Raw genomic sequence first — 16,873 nt, forward strand, 5'->3', positions numbered from 1 at the left:
CATTTCTTTATAGAGCAGTTGGTGTCGACGTAATCGTGTAACTTCGTAAGGAACAACCAAATAATGCAAGTGCATGTGTTCTAATAATTCAGCAAGCATTAATGCCGCTTTCAGTTGCTCAACAATCTGATCTTGAGTCGCGTTGCTCGGAAATAAGAAATTATGTCGTAGCTGATTACATAAAACACTGTATTCCAAATTTAAAACAGGATGCAAGGGTACTATGTGCTTATAGAAATCAGGGCCGAATTGGTTTAAACCCTCCGTAAAAGTCCAGTGCACAGAACCATGTTTCACCGGAAAGGGTAAGCCAGGAATACTGCTTTGTAGATGCGCAATCACGGGCGTCATAATCTTTTGATAATACCTTTAGGATATTAAATTATTTTCGTTTTGGCCTTAAATACCAGCTTAATGCAACCAGTACTCTAGCTTTTCTTTTAACAAAGATACAAAAACAGGTGCATTATGCCAAAAAATAAACAATAAGTAAAATTTTAAAAACATTAACTGATAGAATTTACATGAGTTCCAACTAAAAATGAATGGTTTTCTTGCTGATTTATGCCTTCTGAGCGACAATAGCGCCTCAGTCAAATGCATAAGAGTTCGCATGAATCTTTCTAAAGAATTAGCTAATGCAGTGCGCATATTAAGTGTTGATGCCGTGAATCAGGCTCAATCTGGCCATCCTGGCATGCCTTTGGGTATGGCAGATATTGCCACCGTCTTGTGGAAAAAATTCTTAAAATACAATCCTAAAAACCCCCTGTGGTTTAACAGAGATCGTTTTGTATTATCTAACGGTCATGGATCCATGCTGCTTTATTCATTGCTGCACCTTACCGGATACAATGTATCCATTGAAGAACTTAAAAATTTTCGCCAGTTACATTCTAAAACACCCGGTCACCCAGAATACGGCCATACTCCTGGGGTTGAAACAACAACAGGACCACTAGGCCAAGGCCTGGCAAATTCAGTGGGCATGGCTATAGCTGAAAAAATTCTGGCAAGCCAATTCAACCGGGATCATTTTGAATTAGTAGATCATTACACCTATACCTTTGTTGGCGATGGTTGTTTAATGGAAGGCATTTCTCATGAGGCCTGTTCTTTAGCGGGGACATTGGGCTTAGGAAAACTCATTGTGTTTTATGACGACAATGGTATTTCCATTGATGGAAAAGTAGATTCCTGGTTCACTGACGATACTGCATCCCGATTTAAAGCCTATAACTGGCAGGTTATAGAGAACGTTGATGGTCACGATATGGGTGCCATTGAACACGCGATTATCCAGGCACGCGCCAATAAAACACAACCCACATTGATCATGTGTAAAACCATCATTGGCCTTGGTTCATCAGTTGCAGGCAGTGAAAAATCGCATGGCTCTCCCTTAAGCAGCGAAGACTTAACCAATGTAAGGCAGTATTTCAACTGGCCTCATGCCCCCTTCGTCATCCCTGAATCCATTGCGCAACAATGGAATCATTCAGAACAAGGTGAAAAAGAAGAACAGCAATGGCTGCACATTCACCATGAATACCAACAATGTTATCCAGATGAAAATCTTGAGTTTTTGCGTCGAATAAATGGTGATCTGCCTGATAACTGGCCAGAAATCTCCGCATCGTTTCTAAATCAATGTCGCACTAATGGAAAAGCCATAGCCACAAGAAAAGCATCGCAGCAATGCATTGAATATTTTGCGTCATTACTACCTGAGATGTTGGGAGGCTCTGCCGACCTTACTGGCTCAAATAATACCGACTGGTCTGGAAGCAAGGCAATATCAGCCCATGATTTTTCTGGCAACTATCTGTATTATGGTGTTCGTGAATTTGCAATGGCTGCAATAATGAATGGTTTTGCCGTTCATGGTGGCTTTATACCTTACGGTGGTACATTCCTCGTATTTGCAGATTATGCTCGTAATGCCGTTCGTCTTAGTGCCTTAATGAAACAAAGAGTCATTTATGTGTTTACTCATGACTCCATTGGCCTGGGTGAAGATGGCCCAACACATCAGCCGGTGGAACATGCAGCGATGTTACGAATGACCCCAGGTATGACCGTATGGAGACCTGCTGACTTAATGGAAACGGCTGTTGCATGGCAACACTCTTTAGAGCATCATAACGGGCCTGCATCTTTATTGCTGTCCAGACAAAATTTACCCGCCCTTCCTCATAGCGATGACGCCGCCGAGTTAATAAAAAAAGGAGGATATATTATTGTGGACTGTGTCGGAACACCTGATGCCCTATTGATAGCAACAGGTTCAGAAGTCCAATTAGCAATAGCTGCAGCAGAACAGGCAAAGTCCAAGGGATTAAAGGTCAGAGTAGTATCAATGCCTTGTGGCGAACGATTTTTAGCTCAGGATTCATCTTATAGAAATCGCGTATTGCCCCAAGAAGTGCGCATTAGGATTGCAATTGAAGCTGCAAGCAGTGCTTATTGGTATCAATTTGTTGGCTTGGATGGCGCAGTAATCGGCTTGGATTGTTTTGGTGTTTCAGCCCCAGCAACCCAGGCATACGACGCCTTGGGCATTACCGTAGAAAACATATTAAACACACTGGATAGATTAACTAAACAAACAATAGTGTAACCCGCATCCTTGAATACACAGGTTATCCTTGTCATTGGCAAGAATACGGAGAACACCTCAACTCGGAGAAGTAGTATGGCAATACGAGTCGCAATAAATGGTTATGGTCGCATTGGTCGCTGTATCTTAAGATCAATTTTTGAGTCCAATAGACAAAATGAATTTGAGGTTGTCGCAATCAATGATTTGTCAGGTATAGAGGTAACTGCTCATCTTACCCGTCATGACACAACTCATGGCCGCTTTGGCTCGGATGTATCAATTGAAGGAAATATGCTGATTGTAGATGACCACAGCATCCAGGTCACCGCAGAACGTAATCCAGCACACCTTCCCTGGAAAGAGTTAAATATTGATCTCGTATTTGAATGCACCGGATTCTTTACCAAGCGAGAGGCTGCCATGCAGCATATTACTGCAGGAGCGAAAAAAGTATTGATATCTGCACCAGGCAAAGGAGTGGATGCGACTGTTGTTTATGGGGTTAACCATGACGTATTGAAAGCATCAGATATAATTGTATCCAATGCCTCATGCACCACGAACTGTCTTGCGCCAGTAGTTAAACCATTAAATGACGGGTTAGGAATTGAACATGGATTGCTCAACACAGTGCATGCTTATACTAAAGACCAAATGCTTTTAGACGGCAGCCATGAAGATCTGCGTCGCGCGCGTTCAGCAACCCAATCCATTATCCCGACCAAAACTGGTGCTGCAGCAGCTGTAGGCCTTGTTTTGCCTGAGTTAGATGGCAAATTAGATGGCTTTGCCATGCGAGTTCCTGTTCTGAACGTCTCAGTGATTGATTTAACCTTTACTGCAAAACGAGAAACAACAGTAGACGAAGTCAATAATCTGGTTCGTCAAGCCAAAAGTCGTATTTTACAAATCAACGAAGATCCATTAGTCTCATGTGATTTTAACCACAATCCTGCGTCAGCAATATTTGATGCAACCCAAACTAAAGTACTGGGAAATCTGGTTAAGGTTGTTGCCTGGTATGATAACGAGTGGGGATTCTCAAACCGCATGATAGACACAGCACACCAAATGATGAATTGCTAAGGGATATCTAATGAATCTGATTAAAATGCACGATATAGACCTTACAGGCAAAAAAGTCTTAATTCGTGAAGATTTAAATGTACCGATTAAAGATGGAATTATCACCAGTGACCAGAGACTGCAGGCAGCATTACCAACCCTGCAAGCAGCTCTGGCGACTGGAGCTGCAGTGATGGTGCTGTCACATCTTGGTCGTCCTGAGGAAGGCCGATTTGAAAAGCGATTTTCTTTACAGCCTGTAGCTGATTATTTGCAGCAACACCTCAATTATCCGGTACGATTTGTTAGTGACTATCTCAATGGAATTGATATTCAACCAGGTGAACTGGTCGTTTGCGAAAACGTTCGCTTTAACCCGGGTGAAAAAAAGAATGATGAACATCTTGCCCAAAAACTGGCGAATTTATGTGATGTGTTTATTATGGATGCCTTCGGCACAGCTCATAGAGCCCAAGCCTCTACTTATGGTGTAGCACAATATGCACCCATTGCCGTAGCGGGCCCTCTCTTGGTTCGCGAGCTTGAAGCACTGCAAACAGTACTTAAAAACCCGCAAAAACCTATAGTGGCGATCGTAGGTGGAGCAAAAGTTTCATCCAAACTCACTCTGCTCAAGCAATTAGTGTGCATGGTGGACTGCTTGATACCAGGTGGCGGAATTGCCAATACTTTTTTGAAAGCTCAGGGCTTTGAAATAGGACTCTCATTGTATGAGCCTGATTTATTAGATGAAGCACGAGAGATTTTAAAGCTTGCTGAGGAAAAAGGATGTAAAATTCCTTTGCCTACAGATGTAGTTGTAGGTAAAACATTCAGTGAAAATTGTCCTGCTTTCAATAAATCGTTGGCAAATGTTGCATGTGATGACATGATCATGGACATTGGACCAATGACAGTTAGCGAATATGTCGATATGATCGATGACGCAAAAACCATCATTTGGAACGGGCCGGTAGGAGTTTTTGAATTTGCTCAGTTTGCCTATGGAACACGAGCCCTTGCCATAGCTATTGCAGAAAGTAATGCATTTTCAATTGCTGGTGGTGGTGATACTCTGGCAGCAGTTGATCTTTATGATCTGAACAATCAGATCTCTTATATCTCCACTGGAGGTGGAGCCTTCCTTGAATGTCTGGAAGGGAAAACCCTGCCAGCCGTAGCCATTTTGCAGGAGCGGGCTAAAGATGTTACGACGAACTAAAATAGTTGCTACCCTGGGTCCTGCCAGCAAGGACCCTGTTATCCTACGTGAAATGCTCGATGCCGGAGTCGATATAGTGCGAATTAATTTTTCGCATGCCGATGCTTCAGCCACTCAGCTGATTGCATTGATACGAGACATTACTGAAGAGCTAAATCGTCCAGTTGCCATTATGGCCGATTTGCAAGGCCCTAAAATTCGCATAGGTCGATTTAAAGAAAAATCGATTACTTTGGTAAATGGCCAAAGCTTTGTTCTGGATTGCCAGTCGCATGGCGAAATGGGAGACACACAAGGAGTTTCTGTAGCCTATCCCAGTTTGTCTGAAGAGTTGACTGCCGGCGATTATCTCCTGCTTAATGACGGCCTTATCGAGCTGGAAGTCATTGCAATTTCTGGTTCAAAAATCTATTGCTCAGTCATTGAAGGTGGTGTTCTTTCTGATCTAAAAGGCTTAAACAGGAAGGGTGGCGGATTAGCTGCCAGAACACTAACAGAAAAAGACATCAATGATCTGCGTACGGCAGTTCAGGCAGAAGTAGATTATGTCAGTCTATCTTTTGTTAAAGATGCGGAAGATATACGTAATGCACGTGCTTTAATGAAAGAGTTTGGGGCAAAAACGACACCTATAATTGCAAAAATAGAACGAACCGAAGCACTGGAGCATTTAACCGAGATTATCCAGGAGGCTGATGGCATTATGGTAGCCAGAGGAGACTTGGGGGTTGAAGTTGGTGCAGCAGAAGTTCCAGCCATTCAAAAACATCTTATAGAACAAACCCGCCTTTTGGACAAAGTGGTAATCACTGCGACCCAAATGATGGAATCAATGATCACCAATCCTCAGCCCACACGCGCAGAAGTATCTGATGTTGCAAATGCAATACTGGATGGAACTGATGCGGTCATGCTTTCCGCAGAAACTGCAAGTGGACAATTCCCCGTTAAAGTAATCACCATGGTTAATAAAATTTGCTTAAGTGCCGAAAAACACGCCAGCTTTTTTTATCACGCCGATCCCGAATCATGCCATTATCAACGTGCCGATCAGGCCATTGCCATGGCGACTATGCATGCAGCCAATCATTTCCCAATTGAAGCAATCATCACTCTAACCGAATCTGGTGATACTGCTTTATGGATATCAAGACAACACAGTACTGTACCTATTATCGCAGTAACTGCCAATAAAAGAACGATTGGCCGCCTGTGTTTAGTAAATAATGTATACCCTGTTTTTCTTGATTACCATCGTTTGGCTCAGCATGATTTAAATCAGGCAATTCTGGATGAACTGATGCGTACGGGATACATTGAGAAAAAAGGTTATGTGTTATTAACTCGCGGCAGAACTATAGGAACCCCCGGAGGCACTAATAGCATGGAAATAATCTCTATTGGAACATAAGAGTTCCAAGCTAAAAGGATAAGATTGTCTTAGCAGTACTAATATCATAAGTACCGCTAAGACGGTTTCCTGATCTAGAAAGCAGGAAATGACTCAGCAGACCCTAATGTTTTTTGACTACCATAAAATAAGCATCCACATAATCGGGCAATTGTCTGGTGGCTTGTGAAAATGCCTTCACTCCAGAATAGCTGCCTGCAAGATAATCAACCTGATACAAATTATCCGCAAAAGCACCACCGGTATCAGCAAATATTCCTGCTCTGGAAACAGTAACACCAGATTGATCACGATATTGAATAAGTAACAATTTTCCTAAACCCAATTGATTCAAATCAGCAGCAAAGGTGACTTCTGGGTTAACCGTAATTTTATGATCCGCATCTTTACCATAACCTTTGATTCCCTCAACCTGTTTAAAATACCAATAACGTTCCTGCTCGTAAGGCGGTTTAGTACGATCATAACCAATATTGTTATTGCGATGTACGTTAAATGTCTTTTTCGTTTTATTAGCAAACTCAGCAACAACCGTGCCTTGCAATAAAGCAGATTCCAAGTCATCACGGCTCAAATAAGCCAGAACAGGGATCGATTGGTGTGTAAGCCCCCCTGCTAGCACAGCCTGTTTGCCGTATTTAAAACGGGTAAGTCCGGGTTTTAAGTCTGCCTGCTCAAGAGTAAGTCCTTGCTCATCCGCAGGTAAACCATAAAGAGCATATGGTGTCTTCGCGGATTTTGTCATACTGGCATTAGCTAAATGAACGTAATATTTAGTCATTAAAATACGATCTTCCGGCAGATTTTTTAATAAGGGCTTGTTTGCAGATAATTGTTGCGCCCGATGTGCATCGGGGTACCAGCGAATAAATTCAAAATTCTGTTTAATGAAATCTGGATTATTCATTCTGGACTGATTGTGACAGATAAATACTAACGTGTCTTTTACTCGTTCTAAAGGAATATTGACGGCTCGGCCACCATGAATTACCGATGGATCATAGCTGCCCCCTTTGTTGAGGTACGCCAGAGTTTGTCTGGCAGTATCACATAACTGCGCTCCTTTTAAATCATAATGTCCACTAAATACCGGAGCTGATTTTGTAAATTGTGGTGCCGCTAATGCATGTTGAAACAAGACACAACTAAGCAATAAAGTACGTAATTTCATTAATTATTCGACCGTTTCTTTTTTTTCTTCCGCACTACGCGACAAGCCCAATTTCTCTTTTAGCCGTGCAACTGCATCGGGATCATATTGTCTGGTTGTTTTATGTTTTACAACTACTGCTGCTGTTCTAACCGGCTGAGTTGATGCATGCTGTGTACTATACGCAGGTGCTCGTGCCGGATAAGTAGGTAAATAATCATCCTGAGCTACGGTAGAACTTGATTGAATCGGTTTACTGTTGTATCCATGACTTTGCTGTTGTGTGAGGCTGACTGCTTGTGTCGTTGTTTTTCCAGCTAATATTTTACGCGCATTTCTTACACTTTTTTCCACTCGCTTTTTAATTTTGGCAGCAGCATGCTCTGCTTCTTCCTCTGAAACGTCACTTACCTCGTTACCGTCCAGATCAATTCTCATTTCACGAGCTTTCAAACACGCCAGATAGTCGAGACGGCGAGTAAACACAACAACCGCTTCCCTTAATTTACTTTTAGAAATACCAGCTTCTGCAGCTTTATCTGCATAATGCAGAATGTCATCCATAATACCCTTTTTCAGCGGACGAATTCGTAATGAATTATCAAATGCTAAAGGAAAATTAGCAGCAAGCCATATTAAAGCTTCAGATCGCGAGCGTTTTGATTGATTTTTTTGGCTTTTATTAATGACAGCGGTGCGAGGATGCAGCTCCTGTTTTCTCATTATGATACCTTTGTTGTATAAAGTGTAATAGGAAGACAATAACTAAAGTTATTTGGTTTGATAAAGTCCAATGACCTTGCGTAGTTGGTTTTCATGTCCGAAATTAGAAAATGGATATTCACTTAGAAATGAGCGCACAATGTACAATGTTTAATGGTTGTTTGCAAGCACTCTCTATCATTTCCAAAGACTAAAGTTGAATTAGGCTAGGCTGTTTAATTTGTATCCGATTAGCAAAATGCTTTATGATAAGTCTATAATTAAAAATTCAATAAATGGTGGATTCATAATGAAACGAATAATTATGTCAATTCTAGCTATCTTATTTCCGTGGTTAGTGTTATTGCTTCACGATAACCCAGGTGGCGCCTTAGTTGCGTTAGTAATGCAGGCGAGTGTCATTGGCTGGCCTTTTGCTGCAGTTTGGGCATGGCGTACATGCCATCAGACGAAAGAGTCATAAAACTAAAAAACCAACGCATAACCAACCATCAAGTTTTACTCAACCGGTATTGATAGTGGAGAACACATGTTAACGCGAGTTATTGTAAATGGGGCACAAGGTAAAATGGGAGCACTAGCATGCGACACCTTGATGAATCATAGTGATTTTGAATTGGTCGCACAACTGACAAGACAGGATAATCTTGCTCAAGCCATAACAGATACCAACGCCCAAATTGTAGTTGATTTAACTCGGGCAGACAGTGTTTACGAAAATGCGCTCACCATAATAAAACAGGGTGCTTCACCAGTTATAGGTACCTCAGGCTTAGTTGCAAACCAAATTACAGAATTAACAGAAGCATGCGAATCGCGGCAATTAGGTGGAATTATAGTCCCCAATTTCTCAATTGGAGCAGTGCTAATGATGAGCTTCGCAGCCAAAGCATCCGAATATTTATCAGAGGTAGAAATTATTGAAGCCCATCATCAACAAAAACTTGATGCCCCATCAGGAACTGCATTGAAAACCGCTGAAATGATAGCTGCGGCACGGAAAAACTCCAAAAATAAACTCGAATTAAAAGAGCTGATTCCTGGCGCTCGGGGAGGCTCGCATCATGACATCAATATCCACTCACTACGTCTGCCAGGTGTATTGGCTCGCCAGGAAGTCATTTTTGGTAATCCAGGTGAAACACTTTCCATTACTCACGATACCATAGATCGTAAGTGTTTTATGCCGGGAGTTGTTCTTGCCTGTCAAAAAGTACAAGGATTAAATACATTAATTTATGGCTTGGAATATTTGTTGTAATAAGCAGCAGCTGTTGCCACTTCTTTTAGCGAAATGGCAACAGCCCAATCTCTAGAGAGTAACTAAACCATTAGTACTCATTGCGGCACTGTTTATTTTTTTAGATTCCTCAAACAATTTGGTCCATTCCTCAATAGCCAACCCAGCCAGATAAGCTAAAGTATCTCCTAATTTAAATGGAGGCAATAAACAGTCACGGATTCGTCCATAAATAGACATGGTTTCTTTAGTCCTGGAGGAATCTGTTTCCGGTCGTTCCAATACTTTTAAAAAGATTTTTTCCATCCGAAGCACATTGTCATTGCCTGAATCTTTATCCTGCATGACACCGCGAATATTTCTTATACCGGTTGGAGTAGGCCCAACAACAGGGCTTTTATCAAAAAATCCGAACCAGCTGCTCTCATGTTTTTTCTGAAATCGACTTTCTTCGTTAATTAATGACGTTAACGCATCATATAACTTAGTACACAACGCTTCTCCCATTTGCCTTGCCGTTAACTTACACAGTAATTCATTTTCAGGTAAGAAATAGGAATACAATTTTTTACTGATGTTTTTTACTTCATTATCAGTAGCCAATCGGTCATCATAGATTAAGCCTTTTTCCGTTCCTAAACGCTGATTAATTGCATCAGAAATATCTTTTGGTAAATACCAACTGGGAGTCTTTATTCCTTCGGAACCAGGAGCGTTCTGTCCTGCATGTTCATGTTGGTGTCGTGTCATATAAATTTCGACGAAAATATTTATAAAATTAATCCGCTCCGCTTGATTGCTAGGCACCCCGAATTTTGGCCAGGCGCCATATTTTTCTTTATACAGAATCATGGCATCCGTATGCATTAACTCAACGGCCTTTCTATCCTTGCCGCTCACACAGGAACCGTAACTATGCCCACCCATATGAAGAACAATTAGTTGTTCTAAAGAACTTAAAAACAGCTCCCTGCCTACATAATCCCAAACCGTTGCTGAGCCCATAGGCGATTCAAGAACATTCCTGTAATCATCCAGTAATTCCTGTAAGCCAGGTGTGCTAGCAGCGGCTTCTTGCCCTTTCTTTAATAGCAATAAACTGTCTTTATCAGTTGACGAGGTATAGTACCAATATTTAGCAATATTAAATGGATGATTGTGCTCCAGGGTAAGACTTGCCCTCTCACTTCGTCCCACCGTTGCTCTTGCTAATTTAAACAACTCAAGATCAGGAGGTAAATCAGGCAAGAAATCCATAAGAAAAGCAGGCATGTAATCAAAAGCCGTAATGGGGCTGATTAACGTTTGCAACAAACTTAATTGGCCTGGTTTGGCAAACTCCATCACTTTGGCAAAATTTGTATCACTGTGGCGCTGCTGCACGGCTTTCGGTAAAGCGAGGCCATCACGACTTACAATATGGCTTGAGCGATAACGCTTGCCATAAAGCAAGATAGCCTCACCCTCTTTATTAATTTTGTAAAGACTATGAGCGGCGTAATTTGCCGGAACAGGTAAGGTACGGTGGCGACTAGAGAGGAATGATACAACATCAACTACGTTTTTGTTCGTCTGCAAGACATGGCCTAAATAATATTGTTGGATTCTGGATAAAGACCAGTACCATTGAGGTAGTGCGGCAATATTGCCCAGTGTGTCGTTGAAGCTCTTCGAGCTAGACTGCGTTGTTATGAACGATTTGAACTCAGCGAGATGCTCGTCAACACTGCCAGACAGCCCTGAAAGCTCCTTAATCATCGCCTGTTGCCCTTTGTTTAGGTCATCAAACCATGACGGATACGGTGAAAATGCGTTGTTTATTTGTTCCAAATCACGCGTTATGTTTTTAGACTCACGCTTAATTTTATCCCATGCAACAATAAAACCATTGAGATCTTGAATTACGGTTACCGGAGTAATAGACGCCAGATCCAGATTACAGAAGTAAGCTTGTTGATATTCTGATAGGTTATTGCGAAACCAGGACGGGGTTTTAGGATAGTTACATGATTTTAATTTCTCCAGCTCCTGCAGGAACTGCTCGGTGTAGGGTGGGAGCGATTCATCGTATTGCAGGGCATATTCAACATGTTCACCAATTACTATAGGCATTAAAGTAGCTAAATCCGGACGCCCTCGCTGCATCAAGACATATTGTTCAGCTTCATTCAAAGCAGCTTTTGCTTCGGCTATTTCGTTAGATTTTGGCCATTCCCAGCAGGTTGCTATGGTTTCTACTAACTTGGCAGTGTATTTTTCCAGCTCTTTGTGCAATTCCTCAACGGTCTTTTTAGTAAAATCACACGAATCTTTACACTCTTCGGCATAATCCTTTAATGTTTGTTTATCAAATGCTTTATTTTTTGAACCACGAGGATAAGCATCCAACATAAACAAAAATGCATCATGAAGGCTCTGAATGCGCCGACTTATACTGCCCGCATAATCAGGCTTTTCATCATAATTTTTGAGCTGATAACCGGGTAAGAGTTCATCTAGTGTGCGAGACAACTCAGGAGTTAAGACAATACCTTCCAGAACACGTAAAATTATACCTTTTCCCATAGCTTATTCCCTTACTGCTTTATGTTCATTGTACAAATAATTTAATGAAACAAATCATATGTTTCACGGCTTAAATTGCTTCCTCAAATAAGATATCAGGAAGTTGATTACCTTAATAGATTTACTTCATGCTAAACTATATCATTTGTAAAATAATATAAGGATGTCTATGAAAAGTATAGAAGATTTTGTAGGGCTTTCGGAATATGGAATTGATGATGCAGTACAAAATGCTCTTGAAAATGCAGGAAATCCAGCAAATTATGAGGTAGTAGAAACGCTCGGTTCACAAGATAATAATACGAAGCGTCAATACCAGGTAACATTGAAAGCCATAACCAAATAAATTACAGGGACCAGAGCGCGCAATTAACTATGAATAGCACCTCTATTGAGAATTTATAGATAACGTTCCTGCTTAAAATAATAAAAAAAGGAGTTTAATAATGGGATATAACGTACCGCACTATATTGGTGGTCAGCTAATCAATGAATCCAACACAGAAATCCACCCGATTTATAATCCTGCCTTGGGAGAAGTGATAGGCCAAGTTCATTTTGCTGCAAAGGATACCTGTGATAAAGCAGTTGCAACTGCCAAAAAAGCAGGAATTGCCTGGGCACAAACTCCAGCCATCAAAAGAGCTCGCATCCTGTTTAAATTCAGAGACTTATTAGAAAAACATCAAATGGATTTAGCCCGTATTGTTACTCGCGAACATGGTAAAACGCTGGATGATGCTAAAGGCTCTGTAGCTCGAGCCATCGAAGTGGTCGAATTACACTGTGGCTTGGTCAATCAGCTCAAAGGGGATTTTTCTCCCAATGTTGCCAGTCATATTGACTGCCATACCTTCAGGCAGCCACTGGGTGTTTGTGCCGGGGTATCTCCATTTAATTTCCCGGTAATGGTCCCAATCTGGATGATGATTCCGGCCATTGCCTGTGGTAATACCTTCATTCTAAAACCATCAGAACAAGACCCATCCGCTCCTATTCGTTTATTGGAATTGTTAAATGATGCAGGCTTGCCAGCTGGTGTTGCCAATTGCCTACAAGGCAATAAAACAACAGTTGAACAATTGCTGGCACACCCGGATATCGCAGCCTTTACTGCAGTTGCTTCTACCCCGGTTGCTCATTCGATTTATACAACAGCTACTGCTTATGGCAAAAGAGCACACACCTTTGGCGGAGCCAAAAATCATTGCGTTGTAATGCCTGATGCTGATCTGGATCAAGCAGCCAGTGCAATCGTTGGCGCAGCTTATGGTTCAGCGGGCGAGCGATGCATGGCGCTTTCTGTTGCAGTAGCAGTGGGTAATCAGACTGCCGATGCACTTATTGCCAAAATGGCGCCTCAGATACGCGCGATGAAGATTGATGCAGGAGATGTCGAAGGCACCGATATGGGCCCCTTAATCAGTAGCGCACATCGTGAGAAAGTACTCGCAGGAATAGATAAAGGAATTAATGAAGGAGCTAAACTGATTATTGATGGCAGAACCTTTAAGCACCCACAATACCCACAAGGCTTCTTTCTAGGACCGTGCCTGTTTGATGACGTAAATGAACACATGTCGATATATCAAAATGAACTGTTTGGACCGGTATTAGTAGTTGTCCGAGTGAACTCGTTTGAAGAGGCATTGTCATTGGTTAATAAACACCAATATGGCAATGGAACAGCAATATTTACTCGTGATGGATTTAGTGCACGAGAATACAGCCAGCGAGTTCAGGCAGGCATGGTAGGAGTCAATATTCCTATCCCGGTCCCTATTGCAAACCATCCTTTTGGCGGCTGGAAACGTTCGGCTTTTGGCGACACCAACATGCATGGAGATGAGAGCATTCAATTCTATACTCGCCGCAAAACCGTAACCAGCAAATGGCCTGAAACTGAATTAAAGGGCAATGCTTTTGCTATGCCTACCCATTAAATTATTTTAATTATCAATCCCCAGGAGCTGATTTTAGAACAGTGATCCGCAGAAAATCAGCTCATTTGGCCAACCAAAAAGATTCGTGCACTTAGGACAGTGAGAGACGCGCACTGAATCTAAATGGAAACAGATAAAATGCATATGGAGTGATACATGGCTAGAATAGGATTTATAGGATTAGGACATATGGGATTCCCCATGGCCATCAATCTGATTAAAGCAGGACATCAGGTAACAGGATATGATTTACAAGAATCGGCCTGCTCCCGCTTTGCAGAACAGGGTGGCTTTATTGCGGCGAGTCTTCTGGAAACAGTAAAGGAACAAGACATACTCATTACTATGTTGCAAACGGGCCAACAGGTAATACAAGTCTGTATCACAGAAGGTGTCTTCCAAAATGCAAAGGCTGGAACTCTATTTATTGATTGCTCCACCATAGATGTCCAGTCATCTCGCGAAGTTCATGTAATGGCGAAAGAACATCAACTCCTTTCAGTTGATGCTCCGGTGTCCGGAGGGGTAGCAGGAGCCGCTGCTGCTACGTTGACGTTTATGGTCGGTGGAACCCAAGAGGCCTTTAACGCAGCAAGAACCGTACTTGCCAACATGGGGCAGAACATTATCCATACCGGTGCTGATGGCAGTGGTCAAGCCGCAAAAATATGCAATAACATGATTCTGGGAATTTCAATGGTTGCTGTTTCAGAAGCCTTCAACCTGGCAAAAGAATTGGGCTTATCAGCAGAAAAACTTTTTGAAGTGGTCAGTAACTCCTCTGGACAATGTTGGGCAATGACAAAGTATGTCCCTGTTCCGGGAATACTGGAACACGTTCCTGCCAATAACGAATACAGACCTGGATTTGCTGCAGCCATGATGCTGAAGGATTTACTATTAAGCCAAAATTCGGCTCAGGCCGTACAAGCACAAACGCCTTTAGGTGCTAAAGCAACAGAACTGTATCAGCATTTTATCGACCAAGGATTTGGTGAACTGGATTTTTCGGCAATTATTAAACTCATTGCCAGGACACAAGAGGTATAACAATGCAGTCTATACATTTAGCTCCCCCGAAACTAAGTAATGCAGAGGAATCTTTAACTGAATTCTGGTCAGAAATTGCCGGACAAACCACAGAATGGATGCGCCCCTGGGATACAGTGCTTAAGGGTGATTTTATTCATGGCGATGTTACCTGGTTTCAGGGTGGACAATTAAATGTCAGTGCCAACTGCCTGGATAGACATTTACCGCATAAAGCACAGCAAACAGCAATTATCTGGCAAGGTGATAATGAGCAAGAACAAAGAACTCTGACCTTTGCCCAATTGCATGAAGAAGTATGTAAAATGAGTAATGTACTGAAACAATTAAAGGTCAATAAAGGAGATACAGTAGGTATCTATTTGCCCATGATCCCGGAAGCGGCCATTGCTATGCTTGCTTGTGCTCGAATTGGAGCAGTGCATACCGTTATTTTTGCCGGTTTTTCAGCCCATGCCTTAAGGCAGCGTTTAATCGCCTCCGAATGCACCTGTTTGATCACTGCAGATAGTTTCAAGCGTGGCGGCAAAATCGTACCGTTAAAAGAACAGGCCGATGAAGCCAGTAACGATTTGAACATTCAAACTTTGGTTATTAAAAATAATGACATACCGGTTGCATTTGAGAGCAACAAAGATCATTGGTGGCATGATTTAAAACAATCAATTTCTGAGCAATGCGTACCTGAGCCGATGGATTCTGAAGATCCATTATTTATTCTCTATACTTCAGGAAGTACCGGTCAACCCAAAGGAGTCGTACATACTACAGGAGGCTATCTGGTCCAGGTTGCCTATACACATCAATTAATTTTTAATTGCCAAAACCATGAAATTTTTTGGTGTACGGCAGATGTAGGATGGGTAACCGGGCATAGTTATGTGGTCTATGGCCCTCTGTGCAATGGCATCACTACTTTGATGTACGAAGGCATTCCCACGTGGCCAGATCCAGCAAGAAACTGGCATATTATTGATAAATATAAGGTTAACGTTTTTTATACTGCACCCACGGCGATTCGCGCATTGATGAGAGCTGGAGATCAATGGTTAGATACCAGCTCTAGAGCATCATTGCGTTTGCTTGGTTCCGTTGGCGAACCGATTAATCCCGAAGCGTGGAATTGGTATTATCAAAAAGTAGGGAAAGGAAGTTGCCCTATTGTAGATACGTGGTGGCAAACAGAAACAGGTGCCATCATGATTAGTCCTCGATTTGATACACCAGACATTAAGCCAGGAGCCGCCAGCCAGCCAATACCAGGAATCGTCCCGGTATTACTCAATGAGCAAGGAGAGGAACTCCAGGGAACGGGAGAAGGCTCATTAGCAATAAAATACCCATGGCCATCAATGGCACGAACCATTGCTGGTGATCATCAGCGTTTCCGCACTACCTATTTGATGCATGGCTATTACATCACGGGGGATGGAGCTAAGCGCGATGAAGAGGGAGATTATTGGATAACTGGACGTATTGATGATGTGTTAAATGTTTCAGGCCACCGTCTGGGAACTGCCGAAATCGAAAGCGCACTGGTTAACCATCATTTAGTCGCTGAAGCAGGGGTTGTCGGAATACCGCATGAGATAAAAGGTCAAGGGATCTTTGCCTTTGTTATTTTAAAACAAGGCGTCCTGGGAGACGAACAATTAAAGTCGGTTTTAATCGAACGAGTGAAAGAAGAAATCAGCGCGATTGCAAAACCGGATCACATCCATTTTGCAATTGAATTACCTAAAACCCGATCAGGTAAAATCATGCGCCGTATTTTGAGAAAAATTGCCTGCCAAGAAGTAGAAGACATTGCTGAATTGGGAGATCTTTCCACTCTGTCAAATCCACAAACAGTTGAAGAATTGTTAAAACAAATTCGTAATAATGGAATTTCTTAATGATCTG

The 16,873-nt window shown here is 42.1% G+C and carries 13 protein-coding genes and 1 pseudogene; 10 read left to right on the plus strand and 4 right to left on the minus strand.

Annotated features, from left to right (window positions below):
• Positions 1–351: pseudogene (locus Q0495_RS08190) on the minus strand (hypothetical protein); the annotation flags it as partial.
• A 262-nt stretch (positions 352–613) separates the two neighbouring features.
• On the opposite strand from Q0495_RS08190, the gene tkt reads away from it, so the two are divergent.
• From tkt to pyk, 4 genes are all read left to right on the plus strand, one after another.
• On the plus strand, positions 614–2,620 hold the full coding sequence (gene tkt / locus Q0495_RS08195; protein WP_298624869.1) for a transketolase: 2,007 nt from the start codon (positions 614–616) through the stop codon (positions 2,618–2,620).
• Between the two features lie 75 nt (positions 2,621–2,695).
• A complete protein-coding gene (gap, locus tag Q0495_RS08200) occupies positions 2,696–3,688 on the plus strand; it encodes a type I glyceraldehyde-3-phosphate dehydrogenase (RefSeq protein ID WP_298624871.1) in 993 nt (330 codons plus the stop codon).
• 10 nt (positions 3,689–3,698) lie between these two features.
• Positions 3,699–4,889: a phosphoglycerate kinase gene (locus Q0495_RS08205; protein WP_298624873.1), complete on the plus strand. Its 1,191-nt coding sequence runs from the start codon at positions 3,699–3,701 to the stop codon at positions 4,887–4,889.
• On the plus strand, positions 4,873–6,300 hold the full coding sequence (gene pyk / locus Q0495_RS08210) for a pyruvate kinase (protein WP_298624875.1): 1,428 nt from the start codon (positions 4,873–4,875) through the stop codon (positions 6,298–6,300). Before Q0495_RS08205 ends, pyk begins: the two co-directional genes overlap by 17 nt.
• Before the next feature lie 103 nt (positions 6,301–6,403).
• Here the strand turns inward: pyk and Q0495_RS08215 are convergent, their stop codons facing one another.
• Both Q0495_RS08215 and Q0495_RS08220 read right to left on the minus strand, forming a co-directional pair.
• The gene (locus tag Q0495_RS08215; protein WP_298624876.1) at positions 6,404–7,471 is read right to left on the minus strand and encodes a hypothetical protein; all 1,068 of its coding nucleotides are present in this window, start codon (positions 7,469–7,471) and stop codon (positions 6,404–6,406) included.
• Positions 7,472–7,474: 3 nt separating this feature from the next.
• Positions 7,475–8,173, minus strand: a complete 699-nt coding sequence (locus tag Q0495_RS08220) for a ProQ/FinO family protein (RefSeq protein ID WP_298624877.1) — start codon at positions 8,171–8,173, stop codon at positions 7,475–7,477.
• 289 nt (positions 8,174–8,462) lie between these two features.
• Here Q0495_RS08220 and Q0495_RS08225 point away from each other — a divergent pair, with 289 nt between their 5' ends.
• Together Q0495_RS08225 and dapB are read left to right on the plus strand one after the other, a co-directional pair.
• Positions 8,463–8,636 (plus strand): hypothetical protein, encoded by a 174-nt coding sequence (locus tag Q0495_RS08225; protein WP_298624879.1) that lies wholly within the window; start codon positions 8,463–8,465, stop codon positions 8,634–8,636.
• A 66-nt stretch (positions 8,637–8,702) separates the two neighbouring features.
• Entirely contained in the window at positions 8,703–9,434 is a 732-nt protein-coding gene (dapB, locus tag Q0495_RS08230; protein ID WP_298624880.1) for a 4-hydroxy-tetrahydrodipicolinate reductase, read from the plus strand.
• 51 nt (positions 9,435–9,485) lie between these two features.
• Here the strand turns inward: dapB and Q0495_RS08235 are convergent, their stop codons facing one another.
• Positions 9,486–11,978 (minus strand): oxidoreductase, encoded by a 2,493-nt coding sequence (locus Q0495_RS08235; protein WP_298624881.1) that lies wholly within the window; start codon positions 11,976–11,978, stop codon positions 9,486–9,488.
• Between the two features lie 169 nt (positions 11,979–12,147).
• Here Q0495_RS08235 and Q0495_RS08240 point away from each other — a divergent pair, with 169 nt between their 5' ends.
• The 4 genes from Q0495_RS08240 (at position 12,148) to acs (ending at position 16,866) form a co-directional block, all read left to right on the plus strand.
• Positions 12,148–12,324, plus strand: coding sequence for a dodecin domain-containing protein (locus Q0495_RS08240; protein ID WP_298624883.1), 177 nt, complete (start codon positions 12,148–12,150; stop codon positions 12,322–12,324).
• A gap of 100 nt (positions 12,325–12,424) precedes the next feature.
• On the plus strand, positions 12,425–13,921 hold the full coding sequence (locus Q0495_RS08245; protein ID WP_298624884.1) for a CoA-acylating methylmalonate-semialdehyde dehydrogenase: 1,497 nt from the start codon (positions 12,425–12,427) through the stop codon (positions 13,919–13,921).
• Positions 13,922–14,077: 156 nt separating this feature from the next.
• Positions 14,078–14,971, plus strand: a complete 894-nt coding sequence (gene mmsB / locus Q0495_RS08250; protein ID WP_298624886.1) for a 3-hydroxyisobutyrate dehydrogenase — start codon at positions 14,078–14,080, stop codon at positions 14,969–14,971.
• A gap of 2 nt (positions 14,972–14,973) precedes the next feature.
• Entirely contained in the window at positions 14,974–16,866 is a 1,893-nt protein-coding gene (gene acs, locus Q0495_RS08255; RefSeq protein ID WP_298624888.1) for an acetate--CoA ligase, read from the plus strand.
• Positions 16,867–16,873 lie beyond the last annotated feature (7 nt).

It is taken from the genome of uncultured Legionella sp. (genome assembly GCF_937871865.1).
Lineage (GTDB): Bacteria > Pseudomonadota > Gammaproteobacteria > Legionellales > Legionellaceae > Legionella.

Coding starts and splice junctions, on each gene's coding strand:
- tkt (WP_298624869.1), top strand. CDS start 614: ATGAATCTTTCTAAAGAATTAGCTAATGCAGTGCGCATATTAAGTGTT.
- gap (WP_298624871.1), top strand. CDS start 2,696: ATGGCAATACGAGTCGCAATAAATGGTTATGGTCGCATTGGTCGCTGT.
- Q0495_RS08205 (WP_298624873.1), top strand. CDS start 3,699: ATGAATCTGATTAAAATGCACGATATAGACCTTACAGGCAAAAAAGTC.
- pyk (WP_298624875.1), top strand. CDS start 4,873: ATGTTACGACGAACTAAAATAGTTGCTACCCTGGGTCCTGCCAGCAAG.
- Q0495_RS08215 (WP_298624876.1), bottom strand. CDS start 7,471: ATGAAATTACGTACTTTATTGCTTAGTTGTGTCTTGTTTCAACATGCA.
- Q0495_RS08220 (WP_298624877.1), bottom strand. CDS start 8,173: ATGAGAAAACAGGAGCTGCATCCTCGCACCGCTGTCATTAATAAAAGC.
- Q0495_RS08225 (WP_298624879.1), top strand. CDS start 8,463: ATGAAACGAATAATTATGTCAATTCTAGCTATCTTATTTCCGTGGTTA.
- dapB (WP_298624880.1), top strand. CDS start 8,703: ATGTTAACGCGAGTTATTGTAAATGGGGCACAAGGTAAAATGGGAGCA.
- Q0495_RS08235 (WP_298624881.1), bottom strand. CDS start 11,978: ATGGGAAAAGGTATAATTTTACGTGTTCTGGAAGGTATTGTCTTAACT.
- Q0495_RS08240 (WP_298624883.1), top strand. CDS start 12,148: ATGAAAAGTATAGAAGATTTTGTAGGGCTTTCGGAATATGGAATTGAT.
- Q0495_RS08245 (WP_298624884.1), top strand. CDS start 12,425: ATGGGATATAACGTACCGCACTATATTGGTGGTCAGCTAATCAATGAA.
- mmsB (WP_298624886.1), top strand. CDS start 14,078: ATGGCTAGAATAGGATTTATAGGATTAGGACATATGGGATTCCCCATG.
- acs (WP_298624888.1), top strand. CDS start 14,974: ATGCAGTCTATACATTTAGCTCCCCCGAAACTAAGTAATGCAGAGGAA.